15 protein-coding genes are annotated in these 16,974 nt (G+C 70.5%); 8 read left to right on the top strand and 7 right to left on the bottom strand.

Annotated elements, in window-relative coordinates; all coding sequences use genetic code 11:
• Positions 1 to 94: 94 nt before the first annotated feature.
• From ACH34W_RS20330 to ACH34W_RS20350, 5 genes are all read right to left on the bottom strand, one after another.
• Positions 95 to 2,113: a xanthine dehydrogenase family protein molybdopterin-binding subunit gene (locus ACH34W_RS20330; protein ID WP_395962482.1), complete on the bottom strand. Its 2,019-nt coding sequence runs from the start codon at positions 2,111 to 2,113 to the stop codon at positions 95 to 97.
• Positions 2,110 to 3,111, bottom strand: a complete 1,002-nt coding sequence (locus tag ACH34W_RS20335) for an FAD binding domain-containing protein (RefSeq protein WP_395962483.1) — start codon at positions 3,109 to 3,111, stop codon at positions 2,110 to 2,112. The genes ACH34W_RS20330 and ACH34W_RS20335 overlap by 4 nt, the downstream gene beginning before the upstream one ends.
• Positions 3,108 to 3,704, bottom strand: coding sequence for a 2Fe-2S iron-sulfur cluster-binding protein (locus tag ACH34W_RS20340; protein WP_395962484.1), 597 nt, complete (start codon positions 3,702 to 3,704; stop codon positions 3,108 to 3,110). Before ACH34W_RS20340 ends, ACH34W_RS20335 begins: the two co-directional genes overlap by 4 nt.
• Positions 3,705 to 3,766: 62 nt before the next feature.
• Complete coding sequence (gene guaD / locus ACH34W_RS20345) at positions 3,767 to 5,185, bottom strand: guanine deaminase (protein ID WP_395962485.1); 1,419 nt, start codon at positions 5,183 to 5,185, stop codon at positions 3,767 to 3,769.
• Between the two features lie 158 nt (positions 5,186 to 5,343).
• Entirely contained in the window at positions 5,344 to 7,017 is a 1,674-nt protein-coding gene (locus ACH34W_RS20350) for an LCP family protein (RefSeq protein WP_395962486.1), read from the bottom strand.
• A 292-nt stretch (positions 7,018 to 7,309) separates the two neighbouring features.
• Here ACH34W_RS20350 and ACH34W_RS20355 point away from each other — a divergent pair, with 292 nt between their 5' ends.
• A complete protein-coding gene (locus ACH34W_RS20355; RefSeq protein ID WP_395962487.1) occupies positions 7,310 to 8,308 on the top strand; it encodes a glycosyltransferase family 2 protein in 999 nt (332 codons plus the stop codon).
• Positions 8,309 to 8,421: 113 nt separating this feature from the next.
• On the top strand, positions 8,422 to 9,243 hold the full coding sequence (locus ACH34W_RS20360) for a hypothetical protein (protein ID WP_395962488.1): 822 nt from the start codon (positions 8,422 to 8,424) through the stop codon (positions 9,241 to 9,243).
• Between the two features lie 22 nt (positions 9,244 to 9,265).
• Here ACH34W_RS20360 and ACH34W_RS20365 read toward each other — a convergent pair whose 3' ends face one another.
• Entirely contained in the window at positions 9,266 to 10,057 is a 792-nt protein-coding gene (locus ACH34W_RS20365; protein WP_395962489.1) for a glycerophosphodiester phosphodiesterase, read from the bottom strand.
• The gene (ispD, locus tag ACH34W_RS20370; RefSeq protein ID WP_395962490.1) at positions 10,054 to 10,773 is read right to left on the bottom strand and encodes a 2-C-methyl-D-erythritol 4-phosphate cytidylyltransferase; all 720 of its coding nucleotides are present in this window, start codon (positions 10,771 to 10,773) and stop codon (positions 10,054 to 10,056) included. The genes ACH34W_RS20365 and ispD overlap by 4 nt, the downstream gene beginning before the upstream one ends.
• A gap of 129 nt (positions 10,774 to 10,902) precedes the next feature.
• Between ispD and ACH34W_RS20375 the strand changes: the two genes are divergently transcribed.
• From ACH34W_RS20375 to ACH34W_RS20400, 6 genes are all read left to right on the top strand, one after another.
• The gene (locus tag ACH34W_RS20375; protein ID WP_395962491.1) at positions 10,903 to 12,534 is read left to right on the top strand and encodes a CDP-alcohol phosphatidyltransferase family protein; all 1,632 of its coding nucleotides are present in this window, start codon (positions 10,903 to 10,905) and stop codon (positions 12,532 to 12,534) included.
• Positions 12,531 to 13,079, top strand: a complete 549-nt coding sequence (locus ACH34W_RS20380) for a DUF5941 domain-containing protein (protein WP_395962492.1) — start codon at positions 12,531 to 12,533, stop codon at positions 13,077 to 13,079. The genes ACH34W_RS20375 and ACH34W_RS20380 overlap by 4 nt, the downstream gene beginning before the upstream one ends.
• Positions 13,080 to 13,081: 2 nt before the next feature.
• Positions 13,082 to 13,813, top strand: a complete 732-nt coding sequence (locus tag ACH34W_RS20385) for a sugar phosphate nucleotidyltransferase (RefSeq protein ID WP_395962493.1) — start codon at positions 13,082 to 13,084, stop codon at positions 13,811 to 13,813.
• Between the two features lie 138 nt (positions 13,814 to 13,951).
• The gene (locus ACH34W_RS20390) at positions 13,952 to 15,025 is read left to right on the top strand and encodes an iron-containing alcohol dehydrogenase family protein (protein WP_395962494.1); all 1,074 of its coding nucleotides are present in this window, start codon (positions 13,952 to 13,954) and stop codon (positions 15,023 to 15,025) included.
• A gap of 7 nt (positions 15,026 to 15,032) precedes the next feature.
• Entirely contained in the window at positions 15,033 to 15,971 is a 939-nt protein-coding gene (locus ACH34W_RS20395) for a CDP-alcohol phosphatidyltransferase family protein (protein WP_395962495.1), read from the top strand.
• Between the two features lie 111 nt (positions 15,972 to 16,082).
• Positions 16,083 to 16,964 carry a glycosyltransferase family 2 protein gene (locus tag ACH34W_RS20400; RefSeq protein ID WP_395962496.1) on the top strand — a complete coding sequence of 294 codons (882 nt, stop codon included), beginning with the start codon at positions 16,083 to 16,085 and terminating at the stop codon, positions 16,962 to 16,964.
• The last annotated feature ends 10 nt before the right edge of the window (positions 16,965 to 16,974 follow it).

Genomic DNA, 16,974 nt, shown 5'->3' on the forward strand with positions numbered 1-16,974 from the left:
GTCCAGTCCGACTCCGACCGGACATAGGCGGTCATGTCCGTAAATCGGCAGGATAGTGGACATGCGTCTGCGGGGACGCCAGCCACGTCTGGGGTCAGAGGGATGACAGGAGGCGGGACGGTGTTATGGGGAGGTCTCGCACGCGGACGCCGGTGGCGTGGTGGACGGCGTTGGCGACGGCTGCGGCGGCGCCGACGGTGCCGATCTCGCCGATGCCCTTCGAGCCCATCGGGTTGAGGTGCGGGTCCTTCTCGTCGAGCCAGATCGCCTCCAGGTCGCGGACGTCGGCGCAGACCGGCACGTGGTACTGCGCCAGGTCGTGGTTGAGGTAGTCGCCGAACTCCCGGTCCATGGTGCTCTCCTCCATGAGCGCCATGCCCAGGCCCATCGTCATGCCGCCGATGAACTGCGAGCGCGCGGTCGCGGGGTTGATGATGCGGCCGGCGGCGAAGACGCCGAGCATGCGGGGTACGCGGACCTCACCGGTGTCGATGTCGACGTGGACCTCCACGAAATGGGCGCCGAACGCGTGGCGGGCGTACTTCTCCTGGGACTCCAGCTCCTCCTTGGTGTCCACGGTGACCTCGACGCCCTCTGGCGGTACGGGCACGTCCAGTTCGGCCAGGAGGGCCTCGCAGGCGTTATGGACGGCGGTGCCCCAGCTCGCGGTGCCCGTCGAACCGCCCGCGAGGGAGGCCTTGGGCAGGTCGCTGTTGCCTATCTCGACCGTGACGCGGTCCGGGTCGGCCTTGAGCGCCTCCGCGGCGATCAAGGTGAGGACGGTGCGGGCGCCGGTGCCGATGTCGGTGGCGGCGATGCGGATGGTGAAGCGGCCGTCCGGCTCGGCTCGCGCGGTGGCCTTGTTGCGTTCACGGTTCACCGGATAGGTGGCGGACGCGACGCCCGTGCCGATGAGCGTGCGGCCCTCGCGGCGGGCGCGGCGGTCGGCCCAGCCGAAGCGTTCGGCGCCCTCGCGGAGGCACGCCACAAGGTTGCGGGAACTCCACGGGAGCCCCTCTTCCGGAGAGGTCTCCGGCTCGTTGCGGATGCGCAGCTCGATGGGGTCGATCCCGAGCGTGACGGCCAGTTCGTCCATCGCCGATTCGAGGCCCCACATGCCCGGCGTCTCGCCCGGCCCGCGCATCCACGAGGTGGCGGGCACGTCGAGCTGGACGAGCCGGTGCGCCATCCGGCGGTGCGGTGCCCGGTACATGATCCGGGTCGGTCCGACGGTGTTCTCGGTGAACTCGCGTACGGTCGAGTTCTGCTCGATCACCTCGTGGACGATGACCGAGAGCCGGCCGTCGGCGTCGGCACCGAGCCGCACCCGCTGGATCGTCGGCGTCCGGTAGCCGGTCATGGAGAACATCTGCTGCCGGGTGAACGCCAGCTTGACCGGCCGTTCTACGTCGCGGGCGGCCATCGCGGCCAGCACGGCGGTCGGACGCGGCGTGCCCTTCGATCCGAAGCCGCCGCCCACGTGCGGCGAGATGACGTGGACCTGGGCCGGGTCGAGGTCGAAGATCTTGGTGAGGGTGTCCCGCACGCTCGACGAACCCTGGTTGGAGTCGTGGACGGTGAGCCCGTTCTCATCCCACACCGCGAGTGTGGCGTGCGGCTCCATCGGGTTGTTGTGCTCGGCGGGCGTCGTGTAGGTCGCGTCGATCGAGACGGCGGCCTCGGCGAGCGCGGACTCCGGATCGCCCTGCTCGACGTCGGCGAGAAAATCCGAGCGGTCGTCCCGGAAACGGACGTCGTGTTCCTCGGCCCGATAGCCGATCCGGAGCCTGGCGGCCGCCTCCCTGGCGGTCTCCAGGGTCTCGGCGACCACGGCGGCGATGAGCTGGCCGCGGTACGAGACCGTACGGGACTGGAAGACCTCGAGTTCGGCGTCGTCGACCGAGTTCAGCTTCGGCGCGTTCTCGCAGGACAGCACCGCCAGGACGCCGGGCAGCGCCAGCACCTCATCGGCACCGACGGACTGGATCTCGCCGCGTGCGATCGTCGCCGCGACGGCCACCGCGTGCACGGCGCCCTCGACGGGGTACTCGATCGCATAACGGGCCGCGCCGGTCACCTTGTCGCGCGCCTCCACCCGTTCCAGCGACCTCATGATCCATCCCCCGGCTTGGACGGCGCCTGTTCAGACAGCGCCAGTTCAGACAGCGTGCGTACGATCAGGTTGGTCGCGAGCTGCACCTTGAAGCCGTTGTCGCGGAGCGGTTGTGCCGCCTCCATTTCGGCCTGGGCGGCGCGCAGGTAGCTCTCCTCGGTGGCGGGGGCACCGCGCAGCATCTCCTCGGCGCGCCGTGCCCGCCACGGCCGGTGGGCGACACCGCCGAGCGCCACGCGGCAGTCGCGGACCGTTCCATCCGCGACGTCCAGCGAGGCGGCGATGGAGACGAGCGCGAACGCGAACGAGGCTCGCTCCCGGACCTTGCGGTAGCGCGACGCCATGCCGAGCGGCGGCACTTGGATCCCGGTGACCAGGTCACCGGGATCCAGCGTCGTGTCGCGGGAAGGGTCGTCGCCGGGCAGCCGGTAGAACTCGTCCAGCCGGACACCGCGTTCCCCCGAACGGCCGTGCACCCGGACGGAGGCGTCGAGCACCGCGAGCGCCACCGACATGTCGGACGGATGGGTGGCGACGCAGTGCGGCGTGTAGCCCAGGATCGCGAGGTTGTGGTGTTCGCCCTCGCGGGCAGGGCAGCCGCTTCCGGGGTCGCGCTTGTTGCAGGGCTTGGTGACGTTCTGGAAGTAGGAGCAGCGCGTGCGCTGGAGCAGGTTGCCGCCGACGGTGGCCTGGTTGCGGATCTGGCCGGACGCACCGGCCAGAACGGCCTCCGCGAGCACGGGATACCGTTCGCGGACGGTCCGGTCGGCGGCCAGGTCGCTGTTGCGGACGGCGGCGCCGATGAGCAGCCCGCCGCCGTGCTCCTCGATCCGGTCGTACGGCAGCAGGGTGACGTCGACGAGCTTGGCCGGGCGTTCGACGCCGAGCCGCATCAGGTCGACCAGGTTGGTGCCGCCGCCCAGGTAGTGCGTGTCGCCGTCGTGCAGCGCGAGGGCCTCGTCTGCACTCCGTGCGCGCTCGTAAGTGAACGGCCTCATCGCACGGCCTCGCGTGCCGCGGTCGGACGCTCTGTGGGCTGACGCCCCGCCGTCTCGCGCTCCGCGGCTTGCTGGACGGCTGCGACGATGTTGACGTACGCGCCGCAGCGGCAGATGTTGCCGCTCATCCTTTCGCGGATCTCGGGCTCGTCCAGTTCGGGATCGGCGGCCACGTCCTGGGTGACCACGCTCGGCCAGCCCCGTGCCGCCTCGTCGAGCACCGCCGTCGCCGAGCACAGCTGGCCCGGCGTGCAGTAGCCGCACTGGAAGGCGTCCCGTTCGATGAACGCGGCCTGGAGCGGGCTCAGCTCGTCCCCGTCGGCGAGGCCCTCCACGGTCACGATGTCGGCGCCGTCGTGGGCGACCGCGAGCGCCAGGCAGCCGTTCGCCCGCCGCCCGCCGACGAGGACCGTGCACGCGCCGCACTGGCCGTGGTCGCAGCCCTTCTTGGTCCCCGTGAGCCCGAGTTCCTCGCGCAGCACGTCCAGCAGGGACGCCCGGGTGTCGACGGCGAGCCGGTGCCCCCGGCCGTTGACGATCAAGGTGATCTCGGCGCGCACCGGCGGCTCGCCCGAGACGTTCGCGCTTTCCATGTCCGGGCTCCTACCCAGGATCATGCGGCTGAGTCCCGCTCCGGTGTTCGTGATCATGTTCGTCATCTGCGGTGATGGCCGTGGTGGACGTGGTGCTCGTCGAACGGGGAGGCGCGGCGGCCGAGCACGTAGGTCGCCTTGGTGGCGCGTTCGTCCCCCAGCATCGCCAGCGCGAAGAGCCGCTCGACGAGGCCCTCGGCGGCGTCCGTCCGGCGTTCGAGAAGGGGAGTCGCCGCGAAGTCCAGCACCACGAAGTCCGCCTCGTTGCCGGGCTGGAAACCTCCGATCCTGTCCTCCAGATGCAGGGCCTCCGCACCGCCCCTGGTGGCCAGATAGAAGCCGCGGAGGGCTGACAGGTAGTCGCCTTGCAGAGCCATCACCTTGTACGCCTCGTTCAAGGTTGCGAGCATCGAGAAGCTGGTGCCGCCCCCGATGTCCGTTCCGAGCCCGACCCGGACACCTGCCCTGCGCGTCCTCACCAGCGGGAACAGGCCGCTCCCCAGGAAGAGGTTGGACGTAGGGCAGAACGCGACACCGGCCTGACGCTCCTTCAGCAGCTTCCAGTCCCGCCCGCCGCCGATGCCACTCCGGTAGACGTTGTCCGGCCAGAGACAGTGCGCCCAGACGCTTCGCGGCCCCACCAGCCCGCACTTGTCGTAGACATCCAGGTAGGAGCGCGGCTTGAGTGCGGTGAACCGTTCGAGCACCGTGTCGACCTCGTCCCGCGTCTCTGCGAGGTGAGCCTGCGCCCAGACGGGCTCTCCGCGGTCCGCGTACTCCTGGAAGAGGCGGCCGGCCATGCGCAGGGCCTCGACGGTCGAGGTCGGCCCGAAGCGCGGCGTGATCGCGTACAGGCCGCGGCCCTTGCCGTGCCACCTGTCGATCAGCTCGCGGCAGTCGTCCTCCGCCTGCCGTACGTCGGTGTCGAGGTAGTCGTCGGGGACGGGGCCGCCCTCCGCGCGGCCGCCCGCGTCCATGAGCACCTTTCCGGCCACCATCCGCAGGTCACGTTGGTACGCCGCGGCGAAGAACGCGTTCGTGGAGGACTTGAAGGTCGTCGTGTGCACGCACGCCGTCGTGGTCCCGGCCGCCAGCAGCGTGTCCAGGAAGTCTCCAGCCGCCCGGTGCGCGTACTCGTCGTCAGCGAACCTGCGTTCGGCCGGATAGACGTAACTCTCCAGCCAGTCACGCAGATCACCGCCAGGGCTGGCGATCGCGTCGATCTGGCCTGAGTGGATGTGCGTGTCGACGAATCCCGGCAGGATCAGGTCGTCGCGATAGTCCTGGACCGCCTGGGCCCGGAAGTCGTCGTCCAGATCCACCCATGGCGACACATGGTCGACCAGACCCTGGTCGTTGACGACCAGGGCGCCGTCTTCGAGGAGATGGACGTTCCCGCCACCGGCGGCGGGATCCCCGGTGAAGTGCAGGACGGTTCCGCGATAAGCCTTCATGCCGTTCACTCCGCCCACGTCGGTCACATCGGCTCTCCACGCTCGCTCGACGACATAGGGCCGCTGCCTATTTCGTCGATACAGCGCGGATCAAACATCGCCTGACCGGGTGCGGAGTGTCTGATCAGCAACCTTTGACCCGAATGGCGCCTGCCTCTCGCAGACGTGCCTGCCTACTTGCAGACCTACTTGCAGAGTTTGGAGGTGGCCGTGCCGGTCTCCAGGGACGGGCCGGGGGAGTCGCCGGCCGAGGCGGGCTTCTTGACCTTGACCTTTTCGGCGCCCTTCCAGTTCTCGCCGACCAGGACCTGCACGCGGGAGCCGAGCGAGTCGACCTGCTTGATCTTGGCGCCGGGGATGGCGGCGGCCAGGGTCTTCGCGGACTCCTTGCGGCCCGGCCCGTACTGGATCACCGTGCTCGCCAGGCCGCGGCGCGCGATGCCCTGGACGACGGTGACCTTGAACCCGGCGTCGGTCAGATCGCCGCCGGCGCGGCGGGCCAGGCCCGGCGTGCCGACCGCGTTGCGGACCAGGACCTGGATGTCGCCGGGCGGCACGGTGAGTGCGTTCTTGTCCTGCGGGGTGGCGCTGGGCGCGGGCTTGGGCGGCTCGACGAGCGGCTGGTCACGCTTGATCTTGCCGAAGAGATCCCGGGCGCGGCTCTGGTCCCACAACACGGTCGACTGCGGGGCCGTCGCGTTCCACAACATCGTGTTGTAGCCCGGGTTGGACAGCGGGATCTTGGCGAACGTGAGGTTGTCGGTGGACAGGTCCTTCATCTGGTCGGCCAGCTTGGGCAGGTTTTTGGCCAGCTTCTCGTCGACCGTGAGCGACTTGAGCGCCGCGTTGAGGAATTTTGTGGACTTCACCGGGTCGCTCAGCGTTTTGCTGCTGAGGGCCTGCTTCATCATCGCCGACATGAACTGCTGCTGCCGGTCGATGCGGCCGAGGTCGCTGCCGCCCGTGAGCGAGTAGCGGGCACGGGCGAAGCTCAGCGCCTTGAGCCCGTCCAGATGGGACTTGCCCGCGGCCAGCTTGAGCCCGCTCTTCGGGTCGTTGACGGGCTCCTCGGTGCAGACGTCGACGCCGCCGAGCGCGTCCACCATGCTCACGAAGCCGTAGAAGTTGACCTCGATGAGATGGTCGATCGAGACGTTGGTGGCCTGCTTGACCGTGTCCACCATGAGGTCGCGGCCACCGAACTGGTAGGCCCAGGTCAGCTTGCCGTGGCGGGCCGGCACCCGGTTGCCCTTCGAGCCCTCGGAACCGTTCGACTTGTGCGAGGGGATCATCACGTACGAGTCGCGCGGCAGGTTGATGACGGTGACGCGGTCGTGGTTGCGTGAGATGTGGACCAGCATCATCGTGTCGGAGCGTTCACCCGGCTCGCGGCCGAGGCGCGCGGCCTTCTGCTGGGCCCGGGTGAGCCCCTCGCGGCGGTCGACACCGGCCACCAGGATGTTCATGGCGCCCTTGGGAGCGTCCTTGTCCTTGCCGAGCCCGCCGACCTTGACCTTGTCGAGGGCGCCGGTGACGTAGTTCTGGAAGCCCCAGGCGCCGCCCGCCGTCAACAGCACGAACGCCGACATGGTGCCGGTCAGCATGAGGAAGCGGCGCTGGCGCCGGGCGCTCATCGCCGCCCGGGGACTCAGGCTCGCCCCGGGCCTGCGCGGGCCGCGCGGGGTCTCGACCGCGACCCGGGGCGCCGGCGCGCCGTCGACGGTGACGCCGTCGATGCCGTCGTCGCCGGCCCCGTCGTCACCGCCCGCCGGGCCGTCACCCGGCCGGGGGCGGAAGTACCGCTCGAACGGATCGGCGTCCTTACCGGCGCCCTTGCCGGTGTCGTGACCGTCAGCCATTCTGGCCGCCGCCTCCTCCCGAGACCGATTCGGCGCCTTCTGACGCGCGTCGTCACCACCTTAAAGTGGGGAACACCCGTCCGTTCGCTACCTCGGACTCGTGTCCTTGGAGTAACGTGGCGCCGTCTTGACCTCCCTCCCAGGCGGCCACACCCGGCCAGGGTGTCGTGAGCTGCGTCATAGACCGGAGCCAGCAAGAGAGAGGAAGGGCCCCCGGCCAGCCGACCCGGCCCAGAGCAACTGTATGAATCCGTCTCCCCAAGCGCACAGTCCAATGAACGGCGTCCAGCAGATGACACAAGACCGCACCTGGCCCGCGGTGTCGGTCGTGATGCCCGTGCTCAACGAAGAACGGCATCTCACCGACGCCGTCCGGCGTATCGTGACCCAGGACTACCCCGGCGAACTCGAACTCGTCCTCGCCATCGGACCATCCCGGGACCGTACGGAGGAGATCGCCGCCAAGCTGGCGACCGAGGACCCGCGCATCGTCGTCGTGGCCAATCCGACCGGGCGCACTCCCCAGGGCCTCAACATCGCCATCAAGGCGTCCCAGTACTCCATCATCGTCCGCGTGGACGGCCACTCGCTGCTGCCTGCCGACTATGTGCGGGCCGCAGTCGAGACGATGGAGGAGACCGGCGCGGACAACGTCGGCGGCATCATGGCGGCGGAGGGCGTCACGCCGTTCGAGCAGGCCGTGGCCCGCGCGATGACCTCCAAGCTGGGCGTGGGCAACGCGCGTTTCCATACCGGCGGCGAGGCGGGCGAGGTGGAGACGGTGTATCTCGGCACGTTCAGGCGCAGCGCGCTGGAGCGTGTCGGCGGTTACGACGAGACGTTCGTGCGCGCCCAGGACTGGGAGATGAACCACCGGATCCGGCAGAGCGGCGGAAAGATCTTCTTTACCCCGCGTATGCGTGTCACCTACCGTCCCCGGCCCAACTTGCGCGCACTGGCCAAGCAGTACTTCCACACCGGCCGCTGGCGCCGCGTCGTCGGCCGGGAGCACCAGGGCACGCTCAACCTGCGCTACCTGGCGCCGCCGCTGGCGGTCCTGGCGATGACCGCGGGCACGGTGGCGGGCGCGTTCGGCATCTGGCCAGGCTGGCTCCTGCCCGGCGGCTACGCGGTCGCCATGGTCGCCGGTGCCGCCGTGGAGGGTCGCGGGTTGCCGGTTTCGGCCTGGATGCGGTTGCCGCTGGTGTTCGCCACCATGCACGTTTCGTGGGGCGTCGGCTTCCTGACCAGCCCTCCCGGACTCGGCCAGCCCACCCCGGCCAAGCCCTGACCGACATGCCGGATTTGGGAAGAACCAGACCGAACGAGTGAACCCGGGTAGATAAAGCCACGTCTCAGGATTAGGTTGGCGGATCATGGCGCCGGCCGGATGAGGAGGTGGCCATGTCGAACGGTGCGCGTCACGGCCTGGGGGTCCTGGCGGGGGTGATCGCCACGCCGCTGGTCGGCGCCGGGCTCGTGGTCGGGTTCGAACGGCTCGAGGAGCACCGCCGTCATTTCATACGGCTCGACTCGACGACGTCCACGGGGCTGGTCGCGGGCGCCGTCCTCGCCCTCGCCGCCGCGGCGATCGCGGTGCTGGTGGCGTCGCGGCTCTCACCGCTGGCCTCGTTCATCCCCGGTGCGGTCTTCACCGCGTACGGGGTGGTCTGGCTGCTGAAGCCGGCCTGGGCCGCGAGGCAGGCCGCCGACCTGCCCGACCGCTACGCCGGCCCGGTCATCAACATGTCGGTCTTCGCCGTGCCGTTCCTGGTAGGCGTGGTGCTCTTGGCCGGCTCGATACTGCCGTCGCGCTGGCGGGCGCGGACGTCTGCCGCGCAGGCGACCCGCCAGCCTGCCGGCCCACCGCCACCAGGGATGCCCGGCGGGCCGCCACCGCACGCCGCGATACCCGGGGCGCCGAGCCCGATGTACGGGCGGGAGCAGCAGCAGCCATACGGTCGTGGCCCGAACCCGCCACCATCGCCGTACGGGCAGCCCCCGGGCCCCGCCCCGAGTGCGAGCCCGGGTGCCAGTCCCGGTCCGGGCGGCATCCCGGTGCCGAGACCGGCGCAGGGGCCGCCATCGTCGCAGGCGCCGCCACCGCCACCACCTCCACAGGCGAAGCCGTCACAGAGCTCGCAGTCGCCCGAGGACGACGAGCCAGGGGAGTGGACCCGGATGTACGGCGGAGACGACCTCAAAGACGGCGGCAGCTCGCGCTAGGTGTTCGGCTCCCGCTAGGCCTTCACTGGCTGAGGCCTTCGAGGGCGCCGACGACGCCGGGCACATCGTTGACGACCAGCGCGTCCACGCCTGCGGCCGCATAGGCGTGGACGTCCTGCGGCGCCGGGCACCAGGCGACGAACTCCAGATCCGCCTTGTGCGCCACGTCCACGATGTGCTCCAGCGGGCGCAGGCGCGTGTCGGGGTGGCCGAATCCGCACGACTCGGTGTGCACGCCGATGGCCTGCAGGCCGAGGCCCGCCGCGGCGGAGACGCCGTGCCACAACGGGAACCGCAGCCACGTAAGCAGCCCCAGCGGCACGCCCGGCAGCTCTTCCTGCAGGTAAAGCAGCAACGACGGGTCGAACGACGTCACCAGCAAGGGGCGGCGCCCGGCCTCACGGCGCAGAACGGGTGCCAGCAGCGCGCCGGTACGCCTGGACGGGGCGTCCACGGCGTCTTCGAGGATCGTCTTCACGTCCACGTCGACCGGCACCCCGGCCGGCAGCGCGTCGAACACCTCCACCAGCCGCGGCAGGCCGCTGTCCGCCGCCGCGGTGTCGATCAGGAAGTCGCCGCCGGGAAGGGTCGGGTCGTGGCGCAGGACGAGATCGTCGTCGGCCGTGCGGGTGACGTCGATCTCGATCCACGAGGCGCCCGCGTCGAGCGCGGCCAGCATCGAGGGGATCGTGTTCTCGGCGACGGTCTCGGGGCTCAGGCTCTCGTCGGGGATCGGCTCCGGGCCGGGCAGCGGCACGTCGCCCGAGCCGGAACCGCGATGACCGATGACGGCGGGGGCGTTCTCGAAGATCATCTACTCTCCGGGGATTCGGTGGTGTCGTCGGGCTCGGCGGCCAGATGTTCGGCGATGACGACGTCGAGCGGGTGGGTCACCTTGAGGTTGCGCTCGCTGCCCGTCACCACCCGGATGGGCACGTCCGGCAGGTACCGGTGGACGATCCCGCAGTCGTCGGTGGCGGCGAGGAGCGGATCGGCCAGGGCGAGCTCGTAGGCCTTGCGGATCGTGCCGAGCCGGAAGCCCTGCGGTGTCTGGAAACGCGCGAGCGACTCACGCGGCGGCATCGACAACACCAGGCCGTCCTCGATCGCGACGATTGTGTCGGCGGAGGGCACGCCCACCGCGACCGCCTCGTACGTCGCCAGCGCCGCCAGCACGCGGTCGATCACGCCGTGGTCCACGAACGGACGGGCGGCGTCGTGGAAGAGCACCCGCGTGTCGTCAGGCCGGCCGGCCAGCGCGGTGAGCGCCGCGACCGTCGAGGCGGTACGCGTGTCTCCGCCCTCCATCAGGCCCGTCACCTTGTGGAACGGAGCGGCGATCTTGGCGGCCGTGCGCACATGGCCGGCGGCCATGACGATCAGAAGCTCATCCACGCCCAGATGACCATTGAATGCCTCGATCGCGTATGCCAGGATCGGCCGACCGCCGACCTCGATGAGCTGCTTGGGCCGCGAGGCGCCCATTCGTTGCCCCGTGCCGCCGGCGAGGATCACCGCGACCGTCCGCATCGCCCGTTCCCCTTTCCTCTTCGAGTAGTCGTCAAAACGCTACGCTGAGCAACTCCCCGGTGCCGCCCAGGCGGTTCCGGGACGCCCGTCCACCCGCTGACCCCGAGTAACATGCCGCCGGAGGCGCCGATGACCGTAGCGGTAATCCTCGCGACCGGACGGATCGCCGGGGGCCACGTTCCGTGCCCCGCGGCGGCCCTGTCCTACGCGGGCGGATCCGGTGACACCGAGCGGCTGACGCTCCTGGCGCGGCTGCGCGGCCAGCTGGCCACGCTCAACGTACCGGACCAGCGCATCATCACCAGGCCGGAATTGGCGCCCGCGCTGCGTCAGGACGGCCACGACGTCATCGAGTCCAGGGGCACGCTCAGCGACCTGCGCGAGATCGCCGAGCTGGCAGGCCAGGCCGAGGAAACGATCGTGGTCCTGACCGGCGACCTCGTCACCGGGGACGAGCCGCTGGCCCGGCTGCTGCTCGACGCCAAGGGGCCCGCCACCGCGCTGACCGGTCCGCCGCCGGACGCCGCCACCCCGGTCCGGGCCGAGCGGCGCCGGATCGCCTCCGCGGGCTCCCCGTATCACCGGGTGACCGAGCCGAACGCGGGGTTCCCGGGTGCGCTGAGGATCGCCCACTCCCGCGCCGGCGCGCTCGCGGAGATCGCCGAGAATCTGGCGTCGCTCCTGGACGACCCCGAGGCGCTCGAACGGTTGAGCCCCGAGCCGGAGACTGACGGCTCCACGCCGGGACGGGCGCCGGAGACGATCGAGCTGCTCCTTGTCGGCCTGGTCCGCGCCGGGATCCCGGTCGCCCAGTGCGGCGACCCGCAGCTGGTCTGCCTGCGCGCCGACAGCGAGGAGGGCGTGGACGCAGCCCGGGCCGCGATCGACGCCGTGGACGAGGACAAGGTGCGGCTGGCGGCGGCGGTCAAGAGCAACGACGGCTTCTTCACCACGTTCGCGGTCAGCACCTACTCGCGCTACATCGCCCGCTGGGCGGCCAGGCGCGGGCTGACGCCCAACATGGTGACGTCGATCTCCATGGGCATCGCCGTGGTGGCGGCCGTGTGGTTCGCGGCGGGTACCCGTACCGGCATGATCCTTGGCGGCGTGCTCTTCTACTTCTCCTTCGTCTTCGACTGCGTGGACGGGCAGCTGGCCCGCTACTCCCGGCAGTTCAGCACGCTCGGGGCATGGCTCGACGCCGTCTTCGACCGGGCCAAGGAGTACGTCGTCTTCGTCGGGCTGGCGGCCGGGTCCACCGCCGCCGCGGCCGGCAGCGGCGTGGACGGAGGCAACGTCTGGGGTCTCGCGGTGGCCGCGCTGGCCCTGCAGACCGTGCGGCACATGATCGACTTCTCGTACGGTGCGAGCCGCCGCCAAAAGGTGGCGCGGCCCCTGCCCGTGTTGCCGCTGACGTCCCCGGACGACGGCGTGCCCCCACCCGAGCCGACTCCCGCCGAGCGGCCCGCAGCTGAGCAGCCCGCGGCCGACCGGCCTACGGCCGAGCAGCCCGCGGCGGCCCAGGACGTGCAGCCGAACGGAGGCCTTGCCGTGCGGCTGTCCCGCAGTACGTCGCAGGTGCGGATGCTGCACTGGGCCAAGAAGATCATCGTCCTGCCCATCGGTGAGCGTTTCGCGCTCATCGCGATCACCGCCGCGCTGTTCAACGCCCAGGTGACCTTCATCGCCCTGCTCCTGTGGGGCAGCGTCGCCGCCATGTACACGCTGACCGGACGAGTGATGAGGTCGATCGCGCGATGACCGCCATGGCTGAGGACGGGGCGATCCAGGAGCCGGGCGCGCAGGACGCCGCCGCGCAGGCCACCGCGATGGCCGCCCGGCAGCTGCGGGCCTACCGAGACGACGGGCCGATCTGCACGGTGCTGGGCCGGCTGGCGCGCGGCCTCCTGCCGCCGCTGCCGGGCGCCCACACCGGGCGACTTGACTGGCTTGTACCGCCCATCATCCGCTCGATCGAGTATGGTTACCTGGCCGTACTGGGGTTCGCACAGGGCGTGTCGGCGCCACTGATCTACGCGCTGATCGCCGTCCTCGCGTACCACCACTACGACACCGTGTACCGCACCCGTCAGCGGCTCTGGCCACACGACTGGGTCTTCCGGGCCGGCCTCGGCTGGGAGGGCCGCATGCTCATTGTGGCTTTCGCGGGCCTCTCGGGGCTTCTCCCGTTCGCGTACGCTGCGTTGGCCGCCTACCTTGGCGTGTTGTTCGTCAGCGAGAGCGTCACGACGTGGACGCGGACCGGACGCGGTACTGGCGAGATCGTCGACCTGGAGGAAGATTAAGCATGATCGGGATGGTGCTGGCGGCGGGCGCGGGCAGGAGGCTGCGGCCGTACACCGACACGCTGCCCAAGGCGTTGGTGCCGGTCGACGGCGAGACGACCATCCTCGACATCGCGCTGGGCAACCTGGCCGAGGTCGGGCTGACCGACGTCGTGATCGTCGTCGGCTACCGCGCGGGCGCGGTCGAGGAGCGCAAGGCGGCTCTGGAGGAGCGTTACGGCGTCTCCCTCACCCTCGTCCACAACGACAAGGCCGAGGAGTGGAACAACGCCTACTCCATGTGGCTGGCGCGCGAACACTTCTCCAAGGGCGTCCTCATGGTCAACGGTGACACCGTTCATCCGGTGAGCGTGGAGAAGACGCTACTTTCCCACCGCGGCCCGGACATCCTCCTGGCCGTGGACAATGTGAAAACTCTGGCCGACGAGGAGATGAAGGTCACCCTCGACGACGCCGGCAACCTCAAGACGATCACCAAGCTGATGGACCCGGCCAGCGCGGCCGGCGAGTACATCGGCGCTACGCTCATCGAGCCCGCAGCGGCCGGGCCCCTGGCCGACGCGCTCAAGGCCACCTGGGAGGGCGACCCCGACCTCTACTACGAGGACGGCTACCAGGAGCTGGTCAACCGTGGCGGCACGATCTCCGTGGCTCCCATCGGCGCCGTCGACTGGGTGGAGGTCGACAACCACGACGACCTGGAGAAGGCCCGGCGGATCGCCAAGACGTACTGATCCGCTCGCGCTGATCTACTCGCGCTGATCCGTTCACCGCCCCGAACCGCACACCGACCTCCGGCCTCCCGGCACCCCGTGCCGGACCCGGCGGTACCGCCCCCGCGGGCCGCTGCGACCGCCGGAAAAGGAAGTCACATGCCCCTGCTGACGCGGATGCTCAACGCGCCGCTGTCCATCGATGTCCGCCGCGGTGCCATCGCGGCCCTCGGCGAGCTGCTGGCCGACAAGCGGATCGCCACCGAGGGGCGGGTGGCGATCGCGGTCGGCCCGGGGCAGGGCGACCAGATCGCCGAGCACGTGCGGCCGTCGCTGGCGGCCTGCGAGGTGTTCCACGTGGACGGCGGCACCGTCGACGCGGCGGTCAGCCTGGGGTCCAAGCTGCGGGCAGGGTCGTACGAGGCGGTCGTGGGCATCGGCGGCGGGCGGACGATCGACGCGACCAAGTACGCCGCGACGTTGTCCGGCATCCCCATGGTCTCGGTCGCCACCAACTTGTCGCACGACGGCATCTGCTCGCCGGTCGCCTCGCTCACGCACGACAAGGGCAAGGGCTCGTTCGGCGTCGTCATGCCGCTCGCCATGATCGTCGACCTTGACTACGTGCGGGCGGCGCCCGTCCGGCTCGTGCGCGCGGGCATCGGCGACGTGGTGAGCAACTTCTCCGCGGTCGACGACTGGCTGCTGGCCTCCGAGGAGGTCGGTGAGACGGTGGACCGCATGGCGCTCACGGTCGCGCGGATGGCGGGCGAGGCGCTGCTCCACCAGCCCGAGTCGGTCGAGTCCGACCGGTTCCTGACCGTGCTGGCCGAGAGCCTGGTGTTGTCGGGCATGGCGATGTCGTTCGCCGGCGACTCCCGGCCCGCGAGCGGCGGCGACCACGAGATCCTGCACGCCATCGACCAGCTCTACCCGGGCACCGCCAACCACGGTGAGCTCGCCGGCATCGGCGCCGCGTTCTGCTACCACCTGCGCGCCACCCGCCTCGGTGTGGGCGCGGAACGGCTGGCCGAGATCGTCGCCTGCCTCGACCGGCACGGCCTGCCCAAGGGGCCGGGGGACGTGGGACTGACCGTCGAGCAGTTCACCGAGGCCGTGCATTACGCCCCGCAGACCCGGCCGGGCCGCTATACGATCCTGGAGCATCTCGCCCTGGACCAGGGAGAGATCCGCAAGGCGGTGGAAGAGTTTGTCCAAGTCCACGGAGGCTGAGCGGCCCATGGCCGACACGCGTGCGCCCGGCGACCAGGGTCCGCCCGACCAGGGACAGTCCGGCCAAGGATCAACCGGCGACCAGGGATTGGCCGGCCAAGGACCGTCCGGCCAGGGGTCGCCCGGCGACCAGGATCACCGGCCGTCGCGCCGGAGCGCCAAGGTCGCCGACATCCGCCGGTACGGGCAGCCACCCGGGCTCAAGGACCGCCGGAACGAGGAGCACTGGGCGGGCCGCCTCTACATGCGGACCCTCTCCCCGTACTTCGCCTGGATCTTCCTCCGCCTCGGCCTGAGCCCCAACCAGCTCACCTACCTGATGATGCTGAGCGGCATCGTGGGGGGTTTCGTGGTGTCGCTGCCGGTCACCGGCACCGCCACGCTCTGGGCGGCCCTCGGCGGGGCCTTCCTGATCCAGGTCTACCTGCTGCTCGACTGTGTGGACGGCGAGGTCGCCCGTTATCTCCGGCAGACCTCGGTCGCCGGGGTCTATCTCGACCGCATCGGCCACTACCTCTCCGAGGTGTCACTGCTCATCGGCCTCGGCTTCGCCGCCCAGGGCGGCTGGGAGAACGGCGGCTGGGTCGAGCTCGGGCTGCTCGCCGCCCTCGGCGCCGCGCTGATCAAGGCCGAGACCGACAACGTCGTGGTGGCGCGGGCCAAGTCGGGCCTGCCCGCCGACCCCGTCGGCGGCGACCGCGCGCTGCGTCCCCGTTCCACCGGCATCGCGCTCGCCCGCCAGGCCGCGTCCATGCTCCGCTTCCACCGCATCATCGGCGCGGTCGAGCTGTCATTGCTGATCGTCGCCGCGGCCGCGCTCGACACGGTGATGGGCAACGACACGCCTGCCGCGATCCGGGTGCTGACGGTCGCGGTCGCCGCCGTCGCCGTCCTGCAGACCCTGCTGCACCTGGTCAGCATCCTGGCGTCGCGGAGACTCAAGTGAGATCACTCGTCAATGAACGGGAGATCACCGCACGACTAACGCGATCTTGCACAAAAGTGTCCTCCAGGTGACAGACTTGTGCATGATCGTGGAGTGGCAGGGAGTGTCTCGTTGAAGCTGTCGGTCGTCGTGCTGACGATGGGTAACCGTCCCGAGGAACTGGCCAGGGCCGTACGCAGCGCGCTCGAACAGGAGCACGTCGACGTCGAGGTCGTCCTGGTCGGCAACGGCGTCGATCCCATCGGGGACCGCGCCGGCGTCGCACCCTTCGACGACGAGCGTGTCACCACCGTCCACCTGCCCAAGAACGTGGGCATCCCCGCCGGGCGCAACCGTGGTGTCGAGGCGTCCTGCGGCGACGTGATCCTCTTCCTGGACGACGACGGCTGGTACCGGTCGCAGCGGCTGGGCGTCTACCTGCGCGACCGGTTCGCCGCCGACCCGGGCCTCGGCATCATCTCGTTCCGTGTCCGCGACCCCGAGGGCGGGCGCGGCGAGCGCCGCCACGTGCCGCGGCTCCGCGCGGGCGACCCGGAGCGCTCATCCGACGTCACCACCTTCCTCGGCGGCGCCTGCGCGGTCCGCCGCGCCGCCTGGGACGCCGCGGGCGGACTCCCGGAGGACTTCTTCTACGCGCACGAGGAGACGGATCTGGCTTGGCAGGCGCTCAACGCCGGCTACCGGATCGTGTACGACGCGTCCGCGGTGATGTTCCACCCCGCCGTGCTGCCCACCCGGCACGACATGTTCTACCGCTACAACGCCCGCAACCGCGTCTGGCTGGCCCGCCGCAACCTGCCGTGGCTCCTGGCGTTCACCTACCTCGCCGTGTGGGTCGGCATGACGCTCCTGCGCGAGCGCAAGCCGAGCGCCCTCAAGCCGTGGTTCAAGGGCTTCGTCGAGGGCTGGCGCAAGCCGGCCGGTCCGCGCCGTCCGATCTCCTGGCGCACCGCCTGGCGCATGACCCGCACCGGCCGTCCTCCGATCATCTGAACCGTCAGGT

Source organism: Actinomadura sp. 6N118, from assembly GCF_044326415.1.
In the GTDB taxonomy this organism is placed as follows: Bacteria; Actinomycetota; Actinomycetes; order Streptosporangiales; family Streptosporangiaceae; genus Spirillospora.

Excerpts from the sequence above, each read along its gene's own strand:
- ACH34W_RS20330 (WP_395962482.1), bottom strand. The coding sequence starts at position 2,113 with ATGAGGTCGCTGGAACGGGTGGAGGCGCGCGACAAGGTGACCGGCGCG.
- ACH34W_RS20335 (WP_395962483.1), bottom strand. The coding sequence starts at position 3,111 with ATGAGGCCGTTCACTTACGAGCGCGCACGGAGTGCAGACGAGGCCCTC.
- ACH34W_RS20340 (WP_395962484.1), bottom strand. The coding sequence starts at position 3,704 with ATGGAAAGCGCGAACGTCTCGGGCGAGCCGCCGGTGCGCGCCGAGATC.
- ACH34W_RS20350 (WP_395962486.1), bottom strand. The coding sequence starts at position 7,017 with ATGGCTGACGGTCACGACACCGGCAAGGGCGCCGGTAAGGACGCCGAT.
- ACH34W_RS20355 (WP_395962487.1), top strand. The coding sequence starts at position 7,310 with ATGACACAAGACCGCACCTGGCCCGCGGTGTCGGTCGTGATGCCCGTG.
- ACH34W_RS20360 (WP_395962488.1), top strand. The coding sequence starts at position 8,422 with ATGTCGAACGGTGCGCGTCACGGCCTGGGGGTCCTGGCGGGGGTGATC.
- ACH34W_RS20365 (WP_395962489.1), bottom strand. The coding sequence starts at position 10,057 with ATGATCTTCGAGAACGCCCCCGCCGTCATCGGTCATCGCGGTTCCGGC.
- ispD (WP_395962490.1), bottom strand. The coding sequence starts at position 10,773 with ATGCGGACGGTCGCGGTGATCCTCGCCGGCGGCACGGGGCAACGAATG.
- ACH34W_RS20375 (WP_395962491.1), top strand. The coding sequence starts at position 10,903 with ATGACCGTAGCGGTAATCCTCGCGACCGGACGGATCGCCGGGGGCCAC.
- ACH34W_RS20380 (WP_395962492.1), top strand. The coding sequence starts at position 12,531 with ATGACCGCCATGGCTGAGGACGGGGCGATCCAGGAGCCGGGCGCGCAG.
- ACH34W_RS20385 (WP_395962493.1), top strand. The coding sequence starts at position 13,082 with ATGATCGGGATGGTGCTGGCGGCGGGCGCGGGCAGGAGGCTGCGGCCG.
- ACH34W_RS20390 (WP_395962494.1), top strand. The coding sequence starts at position 13,952 with ATGCCCCTGCTGACGCGGATGCTCAACGCGCCGCTGTCCATCGATGTC.
- ACH34W_RS20395 (WP_395962495.1), top strand. The coding sequence starts at position 15,033 with ATGGCCGACACGCGTGCGCCCGGCGACCAGGGTCCGCCCGACCAGGGA.